Below are 15,601 nucleotides of genomic sequence, written 5' to 3' on the forward strand. Positions count from 1 at the left end.
CGGTACGGGCGGTGGACGACACACGCAGCCGGTAGGTGTACCGGGCGTGCCCGGCCACCGTCTCGGCCATCGCTGCTGTCGTCATGATCCGCAACTTAACAGCCCCCACTGACAACGAAAGAGAGCGCAGGTCAGAACAGATGCGCAGCGAACTCCGCCGCTCCGCGGCTCCGCCCCAAGGACCCATTCCTCCCCGCCCTAAAGGACGGGGCATCCTGGGAGAAATCAGGTGACGGCGCCGCGGGGTAGGCACCGGTCATGGACACCCCCGAGTACAAGCCCCCGCACCAGCCCGAGGCAGGGCACGAGCCCCCGCACCCGCCCTCCCCCTCCCCCCTGGACATCGAGGCGCTCCGCCGGGACACCCCCGGCACCGCGAACCGGATCCACCTCAACAACGCGGGCGCGGGCCTGATGACGCGTCAGACGCTGGCGGCCGTGACCTCTCACCTGGAGCTGGAGGCCGCGATCGGCGGCTACGAGGCGGCCGACCGGGAGCGGGAGCGGATCGATGCCGTGTACGGGCTCCTGGCCCGGCTGCTCGGCGGGCGCGCGGACGAGATCGCCCTGTCCGACAACTCCACCCACGCCTGGAACTCCGCCTTCTACGCCCTCGCCGCGTCCTTCAAGCCGGGCGACCGGATCCTGACCGGCCGGGCCGAGTACGGCAGCAGCGTGCTGGCGTACTTCCAGGTCGCGCAGCGCACCGGGGCGGAGGTGGTCGTGGTCCCGGACGACGCGCACGGGCAGCTCGACACGCGCGCCCTCGAGGACCTGATCGACGAGCGCACCCGGCTGGTGGGCGTGGCGCACGTCCCGACCGGCGGCGGGCTCGTCAACCCGGCCGCGCGGATCGGGGAGATCACCCGGGCCGCCGGGGTCCCGTACCTGCTCGACGCCACGCAGTCGGTCGGGCAGTTCCCCGTGGACGTGGCGGAGCTCGGCTGCGACATGCTCACCGGGACGGGCCGCAAGTTCCTGCGCGGCCCGCGCGGTACGGGCTTCCTGTGGGTGCGCCCGGAGGCCCTCGCGTACCTGGAGCCGCAGGTCACGGAGATCGCGGCGGCGACCTGGGACGGCGGGCGCGGATTCACCTGGCGGCCGGGGGCGCGCCGGTTCGAGACCTGGGAGGCCGGCTGGGCCGGCGTGCTCGGGCTGGGCGCCGCCGTACAGCAGGCCCTCGACCTGGACCCGGCGCGGACCGGGCGGCGGGCGTACGCGCTCGGGGCCCGGCTGCGCGGGGCGCTGGACTCCGTGCCGGGCGTCACGACGTACGACCTCGGGCGGGAGCGGTGCGCGATCGTCACCTGCGCGGTCGCCGGGGTGGCGACCGCGGCGGTCGCTGCCGCGCTGGCCGGGCAGGGCGTCAACGTCAGCACGACCGACCCGCTCCAGAACCAGTTCGACACCGAGGTGCGGGGCGTCCACCCCCTGGTCCGGCTGTCGCCGCACTACTACAACACCGAGGCCGAGGTCGACCGCGCCGCGGAGGTCCTGGCGGGGCTGGCCGCGGGCCGCTGAGGGGGGCCGTACGGGTGCACCCGGGCGCGTTGGCTGGCGGGCCGCCGGGCCCGGGTGTGTGCTGGGCGGGTCCGATCCGGCTGCTGACGGGATGAGCGCGATGAAGTACCTCGTGATGGTGCAGGGCACGCAGGCCGACTACGAGGCCGCCACCGGAGCGGCCGCCCCGGACAACCCCAGCCCCGCCTGGAGCGAGCAGGACCTCTCCGCCATGTACGCGTACATGGGCGCGATCAACGAGGAGCTCCGGGCGAGCGGCGAGTTCGTGGACGGCCAGGGCCTGGCGGAGCCCGCCAGGACCTGGTCCGTCACCGCGGACGCCCAAGGCTCCCCCGTCGTCACCGAGGACCCGTACGGCAAGACGGAGGTCGTCCTCGCCGGCTACTGGGTGCTGGACTGCCCCTCCCTGGACCGCGTCACGGAGATCGCCGCCCGCGTCTCCCGCTGCCCGGTCCCGCCCGGCTCCCCGGAACACCCGGTCCTGATCCGGCCGCTCGACGGGGCGGAGGGCTGATCCGCGGCGCGGACCGGGGGACGGGGGCGCCCGCCGTCGCCGTCGCCGTCGCCGTCACGCGACCGTACCGCCCGCGTTGCGGATCATCCGGCGGAGCACCTTCAGCGCGGTGACGTAGTCCGCGTCGTCGACCCCTTCGTGGAGGGCCGCGCGGATCGCCGGGGCGTTGCGGGCGAGTTCGGCCCTGGCCCGTAGGCGGCGGGCTGTCCGGCGGGCTCGTCGCCGGTGGGCCCGTCCTGCATGGTCTGGTCCTGGGCGCTCCGGTTCCGGGTGGTCCGGTCGTCGGTGGGCTGGTCCTCGGTGAGCTGCCGGGTCGTCATGGCGGATCCCCTCCTGGCACTTCGGCGCGGCGCGCCCGTTCGGTCTGCGGGCCGTACCCGAAAGCCAGGACCTCACGTCCGCTTGAGGTCACACCCTCCGCTTCCGCGCGGGACATACGCCACAATGAAGGACACACCGGCCGCCCCGCGGCCCCGCACCCACCCGAGGACCCGCCATGCCCCCGACCCCCGCGGAACCCACCTGCGAGCTCGACCCGATCACGTGGGACGCGATGATCGACGCCCTCAAGGCGCACGGCGTCCCGGACGGGGTCCTCTCCCGCGTCTGCGCGGACGCCCTGCGCGCGATCAACTCCACCCCGGTCGCGGAACGCGACCGCCGCAACGCGGAGGCGGGCCTGTAGGGCGCCCGGGAGCAGGACCCCGCCCGGCGGGCGGGGTCACAGCCAGCCGCGGAGGGCGGCGCGGGCGCCGGCCTGGAAGCGGGTGGTGGCGCCGAGGTCGCCCAGGAGGGCGTTGATGCGGCGGCGGGCGGTGTGGACGTGGACGCCGAGCTGGCGGGCTATGGCCTCGTCCTTGAGGCCGCCGGCCATCAGGCCGAGCAGGGCGAGCCGGCCCTCCGGGACCGGTTCCGCGCGCCCCTCAGGGCCGCCGAACGGCAGGGCGCCCTGCCAGACCGCCTCGAACAGCCCGACCATCGCCGGGGCCAGCAGCCCGTCCGAGACGAGCAGGCCCGCGCTGGTCGGGTCGGCCTCGGCGGTGGGCGGCAGCAGCGCGGTCCGCCCGTCGACGACCAGGAGCTTGGTCGGTACGGAGGCCGCGGCGCGGATCCGCACCCCCGAGGCCAGCAGCGGGGCCAGGACGTCCCAGCGCCCCGGGCGGTCGAGGGCCTCCTCCCCGACGACGATGCGGACGGCGACCCCGCGGGCGAGCAGTCCGTCGAGCCCGTCGCCCGGGAGGTACTGCTCGGGCCGGGCTGGCATGGCGTAGGGCGGGCGGTCGAGGAAGGCCACCTCGCGGCGGGCCTGCGCGAGCAGTTCGGCGACGCGCTCCACGATCCGGTCCCGGCCGGTGACGGTCTCCCAGCCGGCGCCGCCGGAGCGGGCCGCCGTACCGCTGCCGTCCGGGCGGTCCGGATCGCCGGGGGCGAGGCGCAGGGCGATCTCGTCGGAGGCGAGCCGGATCCGCTCCAGTTCGGCGGCCCTGCGGTGGAGTTCGGCGGATCTGCGGTGGGCGAGGGCGCGGATGGCCGGGCCCGCGGGCACGGGGTGCGGCAGTCCCCCCGGACCGCCCTCCCCCGCCGCACCGCCGCCGGAACCGCCGCCCGTGACGAACCCGTGCTCGGCCAGCAGGGCCAGTACGCCGTCGAACTCCGCCCGGTCCATGCCCAGTTCGGCGCTCAGCCGGTCGGGGCCGGCCTCCCGGCCGCGGGCCAGGGCGCGGTAGACCCGCTCCGCATCCGCCCCCAGACCGAGTTCCCCCAGTGTGGTCTTCGTGGTCATGAGCAGATTCTCAGCGTCTGCTCCTTCTGCCCACAAGTGTGCTTCCACAGTTGTGACCAGCACTTATTCCTTGATCAACAGCTGCGCAACACATTCCATGGCGGTCCGGAACCCCGGCGCGCCCGCTGCGCCGGCGCCGTCGCGCGGTGTCCGCGCAGAGGGAGGGAAGCCGATCGTGAGCACGTCCAGATCCCGTGTGCCCAGCGCACCCCGTACGCCCGGCGCGCCCGGCGGTTCGGGCAGGCCGTCCCGGCTGGCCGGCGCCGCCGCGCTGCTCGGCGCGGCCGCCCTGCTGTCCGGCGTGCTGCCGGCCGCCGCGCAGGCCGGACCGGTCCCGCCGGCCGTGGAGTCGGTGCCCGGGGAGGGCACCGCGACCCCCGCCCTGGTCGCGGGGCTGGCCGAGCCGGTACGGGCCTCCGGCAGTGCGGCCGAGGCCGCTGCCGGCCACCTCGCGGCCCGCAAGGGGCGGTACGCCATCGGGGACCCGTACCGGGACCTGGTGGCGGCGTCGACCGTGCGGGAGGGGCAGGAGGAGACCGTCCGCTTCCGGCAGAAGCACCGCGGGGTGCCCGTGCTCGGCGGCCAGTACGTCGTCCGCCTGGAGCGGCGCGGCGGGCAGCGCGTGGTCACGGGCACCTCGGGCCGGTACTTCACCGGCCTGTCCGTGGACGTCCGGCCGGCCGTGGCCCCGGGTCTGGCGGGGCAGCGGGCGGTGGCCGCGGTGCGCGAGCAGCTGTCCCGGCAGAAGCTGGCCCCGGCGGGCTCCGGGCGCGCCCGGACCGCGGCGGCCTCGGGTACCGGTGGACTCCCGCGCCCCAAGGGTGCGTTGACCGCCCCGCTGAGCGCCGCCCCCCGCGGGCTGGTCGTCCTGCCGCAGGGCGGGGGCGTGCTGACCCGGCACGTCACGGTCACCGGCAGCGACCCGGCCACCGGCGGCCCGGTGCGGCAGGAGGTGTACGTGGACGCGCGGACCGGCTTCCCGGTCCTGTCGTACTCGGCGATCCGCGAGACGGTCCCGGGGAGGGCGGGTTCCGAAACCGCCAAGGCCACCAAGACCAGCAAGACCACCACGACGCCCGGGACCGCGGCCGGTTCCGCACCGGCCGCCGCCGCGCCCGTGACCACCGGCTCCGGCACCCGGTTGGACGGCGCGAAGGTCCCCCTCAACCTCCACCGCGGCAAGGCCGGTTACACGCTCACGGACTACGGCCGCACCTGGGACACCACCCGCAACCCCCTGACCACGTACGACGCGAGCGGCAAGCGCGTGGACGAGGTCGCGGGCACCTGGCCGGCCGGGATCGCCCCGGTGGCCTCCGCCTCGAAGAAGCTGGGCCGGGCGGCCACCGAGTCCGGTGCCGTGGACGCCCACTGGGCCGCCGGGCAGGTCTACGACTACTTCCGCGCCAAGCACGGGCGCGACGGTCTCGACGGCCGCGGCGCGGCGGTCAACTCCCTGGTGGGCGTGCGCGACCAGTACGGCCTGCCGTACGTGAACGCCTTCTGGGACGGCACCAAGATGGTGTACGGGACCGGCGACGAGGAGTACCGGCCGCTCTCCGCGGACCTGGACGTGGTCGGCCACGAGATGACCCACGGCATCGTGGAGCACACCGCCGGCCTGGTCTACGTCGGCCAGTCGGGGGCCCTGAACGAGGCCGTGGCCGACTACTTCGGCAACGCCATCGACGTGACCGCCGCCCGTACCCCGACGGGCCACCCGGACGCGGGTCTGATCGGCGAGGACCTGTGCCGGACGCAGAAGCCCCGCGACTGCGCGCTGCGCGACCTGAACGACGGGCGCACCACGGCGAAGGACTTCCTCGGCGCGACGTACGGCACCGACAACGGCGGCGTGCACCTCAACTCGACGATCTTCTCCGGCGCCCTGTGGGACATCCGCGAGGACCTCGGCGCGAAGCTCGCCGACCGGATCGTCTACCGGGCGCTGACCCGGTACCTGACCCCTCTGGACGGGTTCACGCAGGCGCGGGCCGCGGTGCTGGCCGCCGCCCGCGACCTGAAGGCCACCGGGGAGCAGCGGCGGGCGGTGCAGCGGGCCTTCGACGGGCACGGCATCGTCCCGGGCTGGGAGAAGGCCCTCGGCGTGGACTCCGACCGGCTGCTCGGCGAGGTGAACACCACGGGCACCCAGCCGGGCGCGGGCGGCGGCTGGTGGGCCTCGTCCTCCTCGGACGAGTCGGGCGGGGAGGCGTACTCGGTGTACGCGGGCCGGACCGACGGCCGCGGCGGGGCCCGGCGGCTGAGCCCCAACGACGGCCGGGCGCACGTCTACCCGGACACCGACGGCACGACCGCGGCCTGGGCGGCGTACGGTCCGGACGGGGTGGCCGTACTGGCGCGGCCGCTGGCCGGGGGCCCGGTGCGGACGGTGTGGAAGGCGCCCGCGTCGGCCGCGGTCGCGGCGGTCGGGAACGTGCGGGTGTCCGGCGGGGTGATCGCCTTCCAGGAGGTCTCGACGGCGGGGCGGCAGCGGGTCGGGTACCTGCGCGCCGGCGACCGCGCGCCGCGCTACGCGGACGGCGGGCGGCCGGAGGTGGTCACCGCGATGCCGACGCTGAGCGGTTCCGCGCTCGGGTACGCGAAGCTGTTCACTGACTCCGGGGGCTACCAGCAGGTCAGCGTCGAGGTGGCCGACGTGCGGACCGGCCGCACGGTACTGGTCCCGCCGAAGGGCGCGTACAACGGCCTGGCCTCACCGGTGGTGACGTCCCGTCACGTGTACTGGCTGGTCGACGACATCCCGGACGACAACCGGATGGCGCTGCGCCGGGCGAAGCTCGACGGCACGGGCCTGACGGACCTGGTCGGCGAGCAGGACCCGTCGGCGCACTTCTGGAGCCTGGACGCCACGGACACCGCCGTGAGCCTGCTCTTCTGGAAGCCGGACCACGGTCCGCAGACCGGTCCGCGCTGGTCCAACGACAAGCTGCCGAAGGCGGTGCAGACGGACGCGGACGGCCGGGGCCTCCAGCGGATCTCCTGCAACCGCGGCGAGCAGCTGGGCCTGGCGGCGGACACCGGCCGGCGCACGGTGTGGCTGGACGGCACCACCGGGCACACCGACCTGGTGACGCGCGCCCGCCCGGCGGGCCGCTGCTGAGGCCGCAGCCCTCCTGTTCCCCCGGGCCCCGGTGGGGGCGGCTCCGCGCCGCCCCCACCGGGGCCTTCGGCCTTCCTACGCCTCGGGCACGGCGTACGGGCGGAGGACCGTCAGCCCGTCCTCCCGGGCCGCGACCATGGCGAAGGGGAAGCGGTCGAGTTCGAGGCAGAGGGCCACGTCGTCGGGGTGGGCCCCGGCGCGCAGGCCCTGCGCCAGTTCGGCGGCGGCGCGCGAGGCGCCCGCGCGGGCGAGGTAGCCGGCCGGGTCCGGGTCCTCTCCGGCGGCCCGCCCGGCGATGTACTGGGCGCAGGCCAGGTCCTCCTCGGCCGTCCCGTCCTCGCCGGTGACCACGTACGCGACCTCGTCGCAGCCGCGCGCCCGCAGCAGCCGGGCCGTGGCCTCCGCCACGACGAAGCCCGCGCACAGGACGAGCGGGGCGTCCCTGACGGCGAGGGCGCCGACCGTGCCCGCGGTGGTCTTCTGGACGACGGTCCGGCCGGCGAGGTCCGCCGAGCGGAGCCGGCCGGGCGAGTTGACGGCGTCGAACCCGGGTGCCGGGGCGCCGTCCTTGAGGGCCGTCCAGTCCGGGTGGCGGGCCTTGAGGGCCAGGGCCTCCTCGAGGGAACCGGCCAGGACGATCTTCTCGGCACCGCGGGCGAAGCACCAGGCGGCCACGGTATAGGCGCGCATGACGTCGACGACGACCGCGGCGACGGCGACGGGCGGGACTTCGGGGCGTGCGTCGATCTCGGGTATGCCGAGGAAGCTGGCGTCCATCCGATCATGATCGGACACGGCCGGGCGGGGCGCACGGGCTTTGTTCCGCGCTCCGGGGGCGGAGGGGGCGGCGGGCCGGGCTCCCCGCGCACCCCTTCCCGCACGCCGTTCGGCCGCGGGCCCGTTTCGGCGAATCCGACCCGTAACCCGGGACGGGCGGGTTCGTTGTACCGGCTGTGCCGACGACTGTCTCCTCTGCGAACCCGCCCGCTGCCGCCCCCGCCGCGCCGCCCCCGCCACGGCTGCTCACCCCCAGTCAGGGCGCTGCGGCCCGCGGTCTGCTCGCGTACGTCGCCGCGCTGCCGCTCTCGGGTCCGGACGCCCGGATCCTCGCCGCGGTCGTGGCCATCCGGGCCGCCCGGACCGGCGCGGGCAACATCTCGGGCCAGGACCTGCGGTCGCTGAAGCTGTCCGACCCGGCCGGGGCGGTCGGCGCCCTGCGCGCCCTGGGCTGGCAGATCCCCGATCCGCTGCTCGACGGGCCGCCCGAGGTCCCGGTCGCGGTGACCGTACCGGCGCTCGCCCCGGAGGCGGGCGACGGACACCCGCTGCGCTTCGGCAAGTACACGCGCTCGCGGGTGTCGGGCTGGACCGCCCGCACGCTGGCCGCGAAGCCGGTGCGCAAGGCCTCGCCCGCGGCCCGGCTCGCCGCCCTGTTCACGGCGGCGTACGCCTCACCCCAGCGGCACGGCACGCTGCCGCCGGACCTCCCGGGCTCCTGCCGCGCCGCCCTCCCCGAACTGCTGGAGAAGGGCTTCCTTACTGAGCTCGCGGAGGGTACGGAAGGGCCGGACAGCGCGGCGGGGGCCGGGGGCGGGGGCTACTACCTGCTCGGGCCCGCGGTGCAGCACCACTCGGGTCTGCTCCCGCACCCGGCCGACGCCCCCCCGCCCCCGCCGCCCGTTCCGACGGGCCCGCGGCGGGTCAAGCCCCCCGAGTACCGGCCGGAGGACTGGGCGCAGTGGAAGGCCGCGGCGAGCCCCCGGCTGCGAGCGCACGCCGAGGCCGTGGAGCACTGCGCCGTCTGCAAGATGCCCACCGCCCGGGTCGCGACCGCGTTCGGGGCGCTCCAGGTCGACGTACCGGTTCCGCGGCGCGTGTACGAGGCGTACGAGAACTGGCAGCGGGACCACCCCGGGCCCGGGGAGCAGGCGGCGCGGTTCACGGTCGAGTTCCGCGCGGAGCACGGCCACGGGCCCTCGTACGGGCAGCTGTGCAAGGGACTGGGCTGGAAGAAGATCCACCGGAGCCTGCGCGCGCTCATCGTCGGCGGGATCCTCGCCGACGGGTGGCTGACGGAGACGGGTTCCGTGCCGTGGACCCTGCGGCCCGGGCCCGAGGCGAACGCCCTCGGCATCGTCCTGCCCCCGGCCCTGCCCGCGCCCACGCCCTCGCCCGAGGGCGGGGCGGGAGGGCCGGGAGGGGCAGGCGCGTAGGGCGGGGCCTGAGCGGCGGGCGGCCGGGAGCGTCAGGCGGCTGAGGCGGCGGCTTCCGGGGCGTCGGCGGCCGGGGCCGGCGCCCCGGGGGCGGGCTCGTCGGCCGGTGCCGGGGTGCCCAGTAGCGAGCGGAGCAGCCCGGTGCGGCGGTCGGCCGAAGGGACCTCCGCGAGCAGGGCGGCCAGCAGGGCGATCCGGGCCTGGCCGGGGCGCAGGGTGCCGGCGAGGACGGCGCCCGCGGCAGCCAGGTCGACGGCGCCGCCGCCGGTGTAGACCTCGGCGACGGGGCCGGAGGCGACCCGGGTGGACAGGACGACGAGGACGCCCTGCGCCACGGCGCGGCCGACGGCCGCGGCCATGTCGGGGGTGGCGTTCCCGGCTCCGGTGCCGACGAGGACGATGCCGCGGGCCCCGGCTGCGACGGCGGCTTCGAAGAGGACCGGGTCGGCGTCGGAGTGGTGCACCACTATGTCGACGCGGGGCAGCGGCCGGCCGGCGGCGGGCAGCGCGAGGGGCGCGGGCCGCACGGGCGTCCGCTCGACGGAGACCTGGCCGAAACCGAGGCGGCCCAGCCGCTGTCCCGAGGGGTCGCCGAAGGGGTCGGAGTCCAGGGTCTTGGTCTTCACGGTGCCGCGGGCCGCGTGGACGAGCCCGTCGAAGACCACGAGGACGCCGAGGCCGCGGACGGTGGAGGCGACCTGGAGGGCGTCGTAGAGGTTGCCCGGCCCGTCGCCGTCGCCGCTGCCGAAGGGCCGCTGGGCGCCGGTGAAGACCACCGGGCGGGGGTCGGTGTGGTGCAGGTCGACGAAGAAGGCCGACTCTTCGAGGGTGTCCGTGCCGTGGGTGACGACGATGCCGTCGACGCCCGGGTCGGCGAGGGTCTCGTGGACCGCGCGCAGCAGGGTGAGCTGCCGTCCGGTGGTCATCTGCGAGCTGTTGATGTTGAAGAGGTCGAGGACCTCGGGGTGCACCCCGTCCGGGACGGCGGCCGTGGCCACGACGTCGTCGCCGGAGGCGTCGGCGGCGTACCCGCTGCCCGTCCAGCGGCTGGCGATGGTGCCGCCGGTGCTGATGACCACGATGCGGCGCGGCCGGGCGTCACGCGTGCGGTTCATGATCATGGTGTCCTTTCCTGGGGGGCGAGCGCGGCAACAATAGACGAAGAGCCGCGCAATACGATTGCAAGTTCCACCACTCCTCTCCGGGATCTGTAGTCAATAATTGCGCCATGGACCGAATCGATCTGCATATCTTGCGCGAGCTCCAGGAGGACGGCCGGCTGAGCAACCAGGAGCTGGCCGCACGGGTGGGCCTGAGCCCCTCCCCCTGCATGCGGCGGGTCCGCCAGCTGGAGCAGGACGGGGTGATCCAGGGGTACCGCGCGGTGATCGATCCCGGGGCCGTCGGCCGGGGCTTCGAGGTCCTGGTGTCGGTGGAGGTCAGGCGCGACCGCGAGACGGTCGAGGCCTTCGAGGAGGCGCTCCAGGACATCCCGGACGTGATCGAGGCGTACCGGCTCTTCGGCAGCCCGGGGTGCCTGCTGCGCATCGCGGTGGCCGACCTGGCGGCGTACGAGCGGCTGTGGATCGAGCGGCTGACCACGCTGGCGGGGGTGACGGAGGTCAACTCGCAGATCATCATGAAGCGCGTGAAGGAGCCGAGGGGGCTGCCGGTGGGTCAGTAACCGGCGCTCCCGCGGCAGTTGTCATACCCCGGTGCGAGGATGGCTCTGTCCGGACACCGGACACGGCGTGCCGGGAGCCCGCGGGCAGCGGCCGCCGACCGCACGACGTCAGGAGACGAGGATCCATGGCCAAGGAATTCCAGGTGACGTTCGACTGTGCCGACCCGGCTGCGCTCGCGGCCTTCTGGGCCGAGGTGCTGGGGTACCGGGTCCAGCCCCCGCCGGAGGGCTTCGCGGACTGGCCGGCCGCCCTGACGGCCTGGGGCGTTCCGCCCGAACGCCACAACTCCCGGTCGGCCATCTCGGATCCGGACGGCAAGGGTCCGCGGGTCTTCTTCCAGCAGGTCCCGGAGGGCAAAACGGTGAAGAACCGCGTGCACCTCGACGTGCGTTCGGCGCCGGGCCTCAAGGGGAGCGAGCGCATGGCCGCCCTCGCCGTGGAGGCGGAGCGGCTGACGGAGCTGGGGGCGAAGGAGCTGTACCGGCTGGAGGCGGACGGCATGGACGAGGGCATCATCGTCATGGCCGACCCCGAGGGCAACGAGTTCTGCCTGGACTGACCCGCCCCTGCCCTTTCCCGCACGACCGGATGCCCCGCACGGCCGGAGCCACCTGCCGGGGCATCCGGCGTGCCGCCGGGGCGGGTCCGGGCGACCGAACGCCGTACGGCGGGGGCGGGTGACGGGGTGTCGGACGGCGTCGGAGGGGACGGTGGGGTCCGCTGGGGGGATGCACGAACGTCCCGGTCCGTGGTGGGCCGAGCTGCCGCCCGCCGCGGGGGCCGCGGTCATGGCCACCTGCATCCTGTCCGTCGGCCTGCACCTGACCGGGTTCGAGGCGCTGTCGCTGGCGATGCTCGCCCTGGGGGGACTGGGCTGGGTCCTGCTGGCGGGCGAGTTCCTGGCCCGGCTGCTCGGCAACCGGCGGCGCTGGCTCACCGAGGCCGACACCCCGCCGGCCCTGACCGCCGTGGCCGCGACGACCGTGGTCGGCGTGCGCTGCTCGCAGGAGGGCTGGCAGGGGCTCGCGTACGGGCTGCTCGCGGCGGCCGCGCTGGCCTGGCCCGTGCTGGTCTTCACGGTGGTGCGCAGCTGGCAGCGCCGGATGCCGGGGTCGGCCTTCCTCGTGTGCGTGGCGACCCAGGGGCTGTCGGCCCTGGCGGCGACCCTCAGCCTGGCGGAGGGGGTGCCATGGCTCGGGGACGCGGCCCTGGCCGCCTTCGCGCTGGGAGTGCTCCTCTACGTCGAGGCGCTGGTGCGCTTCGACTTCGGCGAGGTGTGCCGCGGGCTCGGGGACCAGTGGATCGCGGGCGGGGCGCTCGGCATCTCGGCCCTCGCCGCCTCCCGGCTGTACGTGCTGCCGCAGTGGTCCGGCGGCGGGCACGGGGCCCTGCGGTGGCTGGCCCTGGTCCTGGTCGTGCTCGACCTGGCCTGGTACGTCGTCCTGCTCACGGCCGAGACCCGCTGGCCGCGCCCGGCGTACGACATCCGCCGCTGGTCCACGGTCTTCCCCCTCGGCATGTCCGCCGCGGCCTGCCTGGCCGCCTCGGACGCCACGGGCGTCCGCTGGCTGCACTCCACCGGCCTGGTCCTGCTCTGGATCGCCCTGGGCGCCTGGCTCCTGACGGCAGGCGCCCTGGCCCTGAACCTCCGCAGCCGCCCCCACCCCCAGCCGGGACCCCGGCCGGGCGGCTAGCCCCACCCGTCCTCCGCCGCTGCGGGGGCGGAGGCGGGGTCAGTGCTGCCAGTCGGTCAGGGTGCGCCATGTTGCGGCGCGGACGGAGTGGACGGGGGTGAGTTCGGGGACGTACTGCTCGCAGTGCGGGTTGTGGCAGGGGCCCGCGGTCCAGTGGGGGACGTAGACGCCCATGGTCTTGTGCCGTTCCACCACGTCGGCCACCGGTTCCTTGCAGGCGGGGCAGACGTGTCCGGCCGGGCGGCGCGCCCTGTGTTTCAGGTCGCTGTTCATGGTGGCCATTTTAGATCCGCTTTACTGGTTTTTGGTAGGGGATTTGCCTGTTTGTTCTGGATCGGGGGAGGGCGGGTCCGGGGGTGGGCGGAGGAGGCTCAGGGCGATGGAGACGGCCAGGACGGTGGCGATGACGCCGAGGCTGACCAGGGAGGGGATCTCGGGGACGGCGGGGCTGATGAGCTTGTGCGAGGCCTGGAGGATCAGCTTCACGCCGATGAAGGCGAGGATCAGGGCCAGGCCCTTGCTGAGGTAGTGGAAGCGCTCCAGCAGGCCGGCCAGCATGAAGTACAGGGCGCGCAGGCCCAGGATGGCGAAGGCGTTGCTGGTGTAGACGATGAAGGCGTCGCTGCTGACGGCCAGGACGGCGGGCACGCTGTCGACGGCGAAGACGAGGTCCGCGGCCTCGATCGCGGCGACCACGGCGAGCAGCGGGGTGGCGACCCGCCGGCCGGCCTCCCGTACGAAGAAGTGGTGGCCCGCGTACTCGTCGCGGACCGGGACGATCTTGCGGAGCAGGCGGACGGCGAGGCTCCGGCCCGGGTCGAAGCTGTCGTCCTCCTCTTTGAGGATCTTGTACGTGCTGTAGAAGAGCACGGCGGCGAAGGCGTACAGGACGGCGGTGAAGCGGCTGACCACCGCCACGCCCGCGGCCAGGAAGACGCCGCGGAAGACGAGGGCGCCCAGGACGCCGAGGAACAGCACGCGGTGCTGGTAGGCGCGCGGCACCTTGAAGTAGCCGAAGATCAGCGCGAAGACGAAGAGGTTGTCGACCGACAGGCTCTTCTCCAGCATCCAGGCGGTGGTGTACTCCACCCCGGCGTCGGTGCCGACCACGAAGAAGACGAGGACGCCGAACGCGACGGCCAGCCCGACCCAGACCGCGCTCCAGGCGGCGGCCTCGCGGAAGCCGATGACGTGCGCCCTGCGGTGCGCGAGCAGGTCGACGGCGAGCGATACGAGCACGGTGACGGCGAACACCGTCCACAGCCACACCGGTACGTCATGCACGGGTCCGACCCCCTCGCACGCTTCTTCCTTCGAGTCTGGGACATCCGGGGCCCGCGCGCCCGGCGTGGCGGCGGGGGCTTGTGGCGGCGGGGGGCCGGGGGCGAGGATCCGATCATGATCAAAGGTGTGATGTTCGATTTCTCGGGGACGCTGTTCCGGGTCGAGCCGACGGCCACCTGGCTGTCCGCCGTGGCCGCCGAGGCCGGAATCTCAGCCTCCGCTGCAGAGCTCGCCGTCTGGGCCGAGCGGCTGGAGGAGGCCGGGGCGCTGCCCGGCGGAGCCTCCCCCGTGCGGCTCCCGCAGGAGCTCGCGCAGCTGTGGGAGGCCCGCGACCTGAGCGCGGCGGACCACCGCGCCGTGTACACCGCGCTGACCCGCGGCTCCGGGCTCCCCTGGCCCGAGCTCGTGGAGCCGCTGTACGAGCGGCACTACACGCCCGCCGCCTGGCAGCCGTACCCCGACACCGCCGCGACGCTGCGCGCGCTGCGGGAGCGGGGGGTGCCGGTGGCCGTGGTCAGCAACATCGGCTGGGACCTGCGGCCGGTGTTCCGCCACCACGGCGTGGACGGGCTCGTCGACGCCTACGTGCTCTCGTACGAGGAGGGGGTCCAGAAGCCGGACGCGCCGATCTTCGCGCGGGCGTGCGAGGCGCTGGGGCTGCCGCCGGAGGCCGTGCTGATGGTCGGCGACAGCCGGGAGGCGGACGGGGGCGCGGCGGCGCTCGGGTGCCCGGTGCACTTCGTCGAGCACCTGCCGGCCGGGGAGCGGCCGGACGCGCTGGCAGAGGTGCTGAGGCTCGCCTGAGGGGGACGGGACGGAGCAGGGCGGGGTGGGTGGCGCGGCGCGGGAGGGGGTGGGGCGGGGGCCGGAGTGCGGGGCTTCGTTCTGCCTGCCGGGCTCTTTTGACCTGCAGGAACGTCACGTCATCACATTCTGTATTTATTTCGTCGCTTTGTGTGAGGAGATGGGTGTGGCGGGCTCCTGACCGGGCAGAACCGGTCGGGAGACCCCCCACCGCACCGGGAGGAGCGAGCCCGTGTCCCCTTTCCTCATCGATCTGCGCCAGCTGCTGCGGATCCGCCCCGCCGCCGCCCAGGACCGGCCGCCGGACTTCGAGGCCGATTTCGCCTCGGAGGCCCAGTGGGTCGCCGGGCGGTCCTGGGCCTATCCGGGCGGCGGCCCCGTCAACCCCGGGGACAACAAGCTCGACCACCTCACGGCGGATCCCGCCTACAGCCGCAGCGGGGTCTTCCGGGCCTCGCGCCGCACCGACGGCAACTGGGACGCCGGCCTGCTGACCACGGAGGGCAGCGAGCAGGGGTTCATGCTGCGCACGGGCGACGTGCTGGCGGCCCGCGTCCGGCTGCCCGAGCAGATCGGCGCCTGGCCGGCGATCTGGACCTGGCGCGACGGGGGCAACGAGATCGACGTGTTCGAGTACCACCCCGACAACCCCGACATGCTGGAGCTGTCGAACCACGTCCGCGGGGGCCACCTCTACCACCGGGACCCGCGCGTGCGCCCCGGCGGCTGGGTGGACCTCAAGGTGGAGTTCGGGGCGCGGTCGGTGGTGTGGTGGCTGGACGGCGCCCGCGTCTTCGACGACCGCCGCGGGGTGGGCCGCCGCTGGTCGGCGTACCTGATCGTCAACCTGTCCGTGTGCGCGGGCCGCTACCACCCCGCCCCGGAGCCGGACGTCTCCGCGATGGACTACGAGGTGGCGTGGCTGCGGGTGTGGCGCTCGGGAGGCGGCGGATGGCCGTGGCCGTGGCCCTGGTGAGGA

At 75.0% G+C, this 15,601-nt stretch carries 15 protein-coding genes and 1 pseudogene; 10 read left to right on the forward strand and 6 right to left on the reverse strand.

The window, feature by feature from the left end; genetic code table 11:
• The first annotated feature begins 258 nt into the window (after positions 1 to 258).
• Complete coding sequence (locus ACZ7JZ_RS32930) at positions 259 to 1,521, forward strand: aminotransferase class V-fold PLP-dependent enzyme (protein WP_470946001.1); 1,263 nt, start codon at positions 259 to 261, stop codon at positions 1,519 to 1,521.
• A gap of 100 nt (positions 1,522 to 1,621) precedes the next feature.
• On the forward strand, positions 1,622 to 2,035 hold the full coding sequence (locus ACZ7JZ_RS32935; protein ID WP_470946115.1) for a YciI family protein: 414 nt from the start codon (positions 1,622 to 1,624) through the stop codon (positions 2,033 to 2,035).
• A gap of 54 nt (positions 2,036 to 2,089) precedes the next feature.
• Here the strand turns inward: ACZ7JZ_RS32935 and ACZ7JZ_RS32940 are convergent.
• Positions 2,090 to 2,227: pseudogene (locus tag ACZ7JZ_RS32940) on the reverse strand (MarR family transcriptional regulator); the annotation flags it as partial.
• A 304-nt stretch (positions 2,228 to 2,531) separates the two neighbouring features.
• Here ACZ7JZ_RS32940 and ACZ7JZ_RS32945 point away from each other — a divergent pair.
• On the forward strand, positions 2,532 to 2,720 hold the full coding sequence (locus ACZ7JZ_RS32945; protein ID WP_470946003.1) for a hypothetical protein: 189 nt from the start codon (positions 2,532 to 2,534) through the stop codon (positions 2,718 to 2,720).
• Between the two features lie 36 nt (positions 2,721 to 2,756).
• On the opposite strand, the gene ACZ7JZ_RS32950 is transcribed toward ACZ7JZ_RS32945, so the two are convergent.
• Positions 2,757 to 3,818: a helix-turn-helix domain-containing protein gene (locus ACZ7JZ_RS32950; RefSeq protein ID WP_470946005.1), complete on the reverse strand. Its 1,062-nt coding sequence runs from the start codon at positions 3,816 to 3,818 to the stop codon at positions 2,757 to 2,759.
• A 175-nt stretch (positions 3,819 to 3,993) separates the two neighbouring features.
• Here ACZ7JZ_RS32950 and ACZ7JZ_RS32955 point away from each other — a divergent pair, with 175 nt between their 5' ends.
• Positions 3,994 to 6,942: a M4 family metallopeptidase gene (locus ACZ7JZ_RS32955; RefSeq protein ID WP_470946008.1), complete on the forward strand. Its 2,949-nt coding sequence runs from the start codon at positions 3,994 to 3,996 to the stop codon at positions 6,940 to 6,942.
• Positions 6,943 to 7,017: 75 nt separating this feature from the next.
• Here the strand turns inward: ACZ7JZ_RS32955 and ACZ7JZ_RS32960 are convergent, their stop codons facing one another.
• The gene (locus ACZ7JZ_RS32960) at positions 7,018 to 7,719 is read right to left on the reverse strand and encodes a 2-phosphosulfolactate phosphatase (protein ID WP_470946011.1); all 702 of its coding nucleotides are present in this window, start codon (positions 7,717 to 7,719) and stop codon (positions 7,018 to 7,020) included.
• Positions 7,720 to 7,895: 176 nt separating this feature from the next.
• Here ACZ7JZ_RS32960 and ACZ7JZ_RS32965 point away from each other — a divergent pair, with 176 nt between their 5' ends.
• Positions 7,896 to 9,155, forward strand: coding sequence for a hypothetical protein (locus ACZ7JZ_RS32965; RefSeq protein ID WP_470946014.1), 1,260 nt, complete (start codon positions 7,896 to 7,898; stop codon positions 9,153 to 9,155).
• A gap of 32 nt (positions 9,156 to 9,187) precedes the next feature.
• On the opposite strand, the gene ACZ7JZ_RS32970 is transcribed toward ACZ7JZ_RS32965, so the two are convergent.
• A complete protein-coding gene (locus ACZ7JZ_RS32970; protein ID WP_470946016.1) occupies positions 9,188 to 10,270 on the reverse strand; it encodes an asparaginase in 1,083 nt (360 codons plus the stop codon).
• A 113-nt stretch (positions 10,271 to 10,383) separates the two neighbouring features.
• Between ACZ7JZ_RS32970 and ACZ7JZ_RS32975 the strand changes: the two genes are divergently transcribed.
• The 3 genes from ACZ7JZ_RS32975 to ACZ7JZ_RS32985 all read left to right on the forward strand — a co-directional run bounded on the left by ACZ7JZ_RS32975 (position 10,384) and on the right by ACZ7JZ_RS32985 (position 12,534).
• The gene (locus ACZ7JZ_RS32975; RefSeq protein WP_470946019.1) at positions 10,384 to 10,839 is read left to right on the forward strand and encodes an Lrp/AsnC family transcriptional regulator; all 456 of its coding nucleotides are present in this window, start codon (positions 10,384 to 10,386) and stop codon (positions 10,837 to 10,839) included.
• Positions 10,840 to 10,964: 125 nt separating this feature from the next.
• On the forward strand, positions 10,965 to 11,399 hold the full coding sequence (locus ACZ7JZ_RS32980; RefSeq protein WP_470946022.1) for a VOC family protein: 435 nt from the start codon (positions 10,965 to 10,967) through the stop codon (positions 11,397 to 11,399).
• 169 nt (positions 11,400 to 11,568) lie between these two features.
• Positions 11,569 to 12,534: a tellurite resistance/C4-dicarboxylate transporter family protein gene (locus ACZ7JZ_RS32985; protein ID WP_470946024.1), complete on the forward strand. Its 966-nt coding sequence runs from the start codon at positions 11,569 to 11,571 to the stop codon at positions 12,532 to 12,534.
• A 39-nt stretch (positions 12,535 to 12,573) separates the two neighbouring features.
• Here ACZ7JZ_RS32985 and ACZ7JZ_RS32990 read toward each other — a convergent pair whose 3' ends face one another.
• Both ACZ7JZ_RS32990 and ACZ7JZ_RS32995 read right to left on the reverse strand, forming a co-directional pair.
• Positions 12,574 to 12,807 carry a hypothetical protein gene (locus ACZ7JZ_RS32990; protein WP_470946027.1) on the reverse strand — a complete coding sequence of 78 codons (234 nt, stop codon included), beginning with the start codon at positions 12,805 to 12,807 and terminating at the stop codon, positions 12,574 to 12,576.
• A gap of 21 nt (positions 12,808 to 12,828) precedes the next feature.
• The gene (locus tag ACZ7JZ_RS32995; protein ID WP_470946030.1) at positions 12,829 to 13,818 is read right to left on the reverse strand and encodes a TerC family protein; all 990 of its coding nucleotides are present in this window, start codon (positions 13,816 to 13,818) and stop codon (positions 12,829 to 12,831) included.
• 117 nt (positions 13,819 to 13,935) lie between these two features.
• On the opposite strand from ACZ7JZ_RS32995, the gene ACZ7JZ_RS33000 reads away from it, so the two are divergent.
• A complete protein-coding gene (locus ACZ7JZ_RS33000; RefSeq protein WP_470946116.1) occupies positions 13,936 to 14,622 on the forward strand; it encodes an HAD family hydrolase in 687 nt (228 codons plus the stop codon).
• 271 nt (positions 14,623 to 14,893) lie between these two features.
• Positions 14,894 to 15,598 carry a beta-glucanase gene (locus ACZ7JZ_RS33005; protein WP_470946118.1) on the forward strand — a complete coding sequence of 235 codons (705 nt, stop codon included), beginning with the start codon at positions 14,894 to 14,896 and terminating at the stop codon, positions 15,596 to 15,598.
• Positions 15,599 to 15,601: the final 3 nt, after the last annotated feature.

Source organism: Streptomyces sp. NPDC038213 (assembly GCF_055600495.1).

What these genes read in the sequence shown, in the direction of transcription:
- ACZ7JZ_RS32930 (WP_470946001.1), top strand. Translation starts at nt 259, where the DNA reads ATGGACACCCCCGAGTACAAGCCCCCGCACCAGCCCGAGGCAGGGCAC.
- ACZ7JZ_RS32935 (WP_470946115.1), top strand. Translation starts at nt 1,622, where the DNA reads ATGAAGTACCTCGTGATGGTGCAGGGCACGCAGGCCGACTACGAGGCC.
- ACZ7JZ_RS32945 (WP_470946003.1), top strand. Translation starts at nt 2,532, where the DNA reads ATGCCCCCGACCCCCGCGGAACCCACCTGCGAGCTCGACCCGATCACG.
- ACZ7JZ_RS32950 (WP_470946005.1), bottom strand. Translation starts at nt 3,818, where the DNA reads ATGACCACGAAGACCACACTGGGGGAACTCGGTCTGGGGGCGGATGCG.
- ACZ7JZ_RS32960 (WP_470946011.1), bottom strand. Translation starts at nt 7,719, where the DNA reads ATGGACGCCAGCTTCCTCGGCATACCCGAGATCGACGCACGCCCCGAA.
- ACZ7JZ_RS32970 (WP_470946016.1), bottom strand. Translation starts at nt 10,270, where the DNA reads ATGAACCGCACGCGTGACGCCCGGCCGCGCCGCATCGTGGTCATCAGC.
- ACZ7JZ_RS32975 (WP_470946019.1), top strand. Translation starts at nt 10,384, where the DNA reads ATGGACCGAATCGATCTGCATATCTTGCGCGAGCTCCAGGAGGACGGC.
- ACZ7JZ_RS32980 (WP_470946022.1), top strand. Translation starts at nt 10,965, where the DNA reads ATGGCCAAGGAATTCCAGGTGACGTTCGACTGTGCCGACCCGGCTGCG.
- ACZ7JZ_RS32985 (WP_470946024.1), top strand. Translation starts at nt 11,569, where the DNA reads ATGCACGAACGTCCCGGTCCGTGGTGGGCCGAGCTGCCGCCCGCCGCG.
- ACZ7JZ_RS32990 (WP_470946027.1), bottom strand. Translation starts at nt 12,807, where the DNA reads ATGAACAGCGACCTGAAACACAGGGCGCGCCGCCCGGCCGGACACGTC.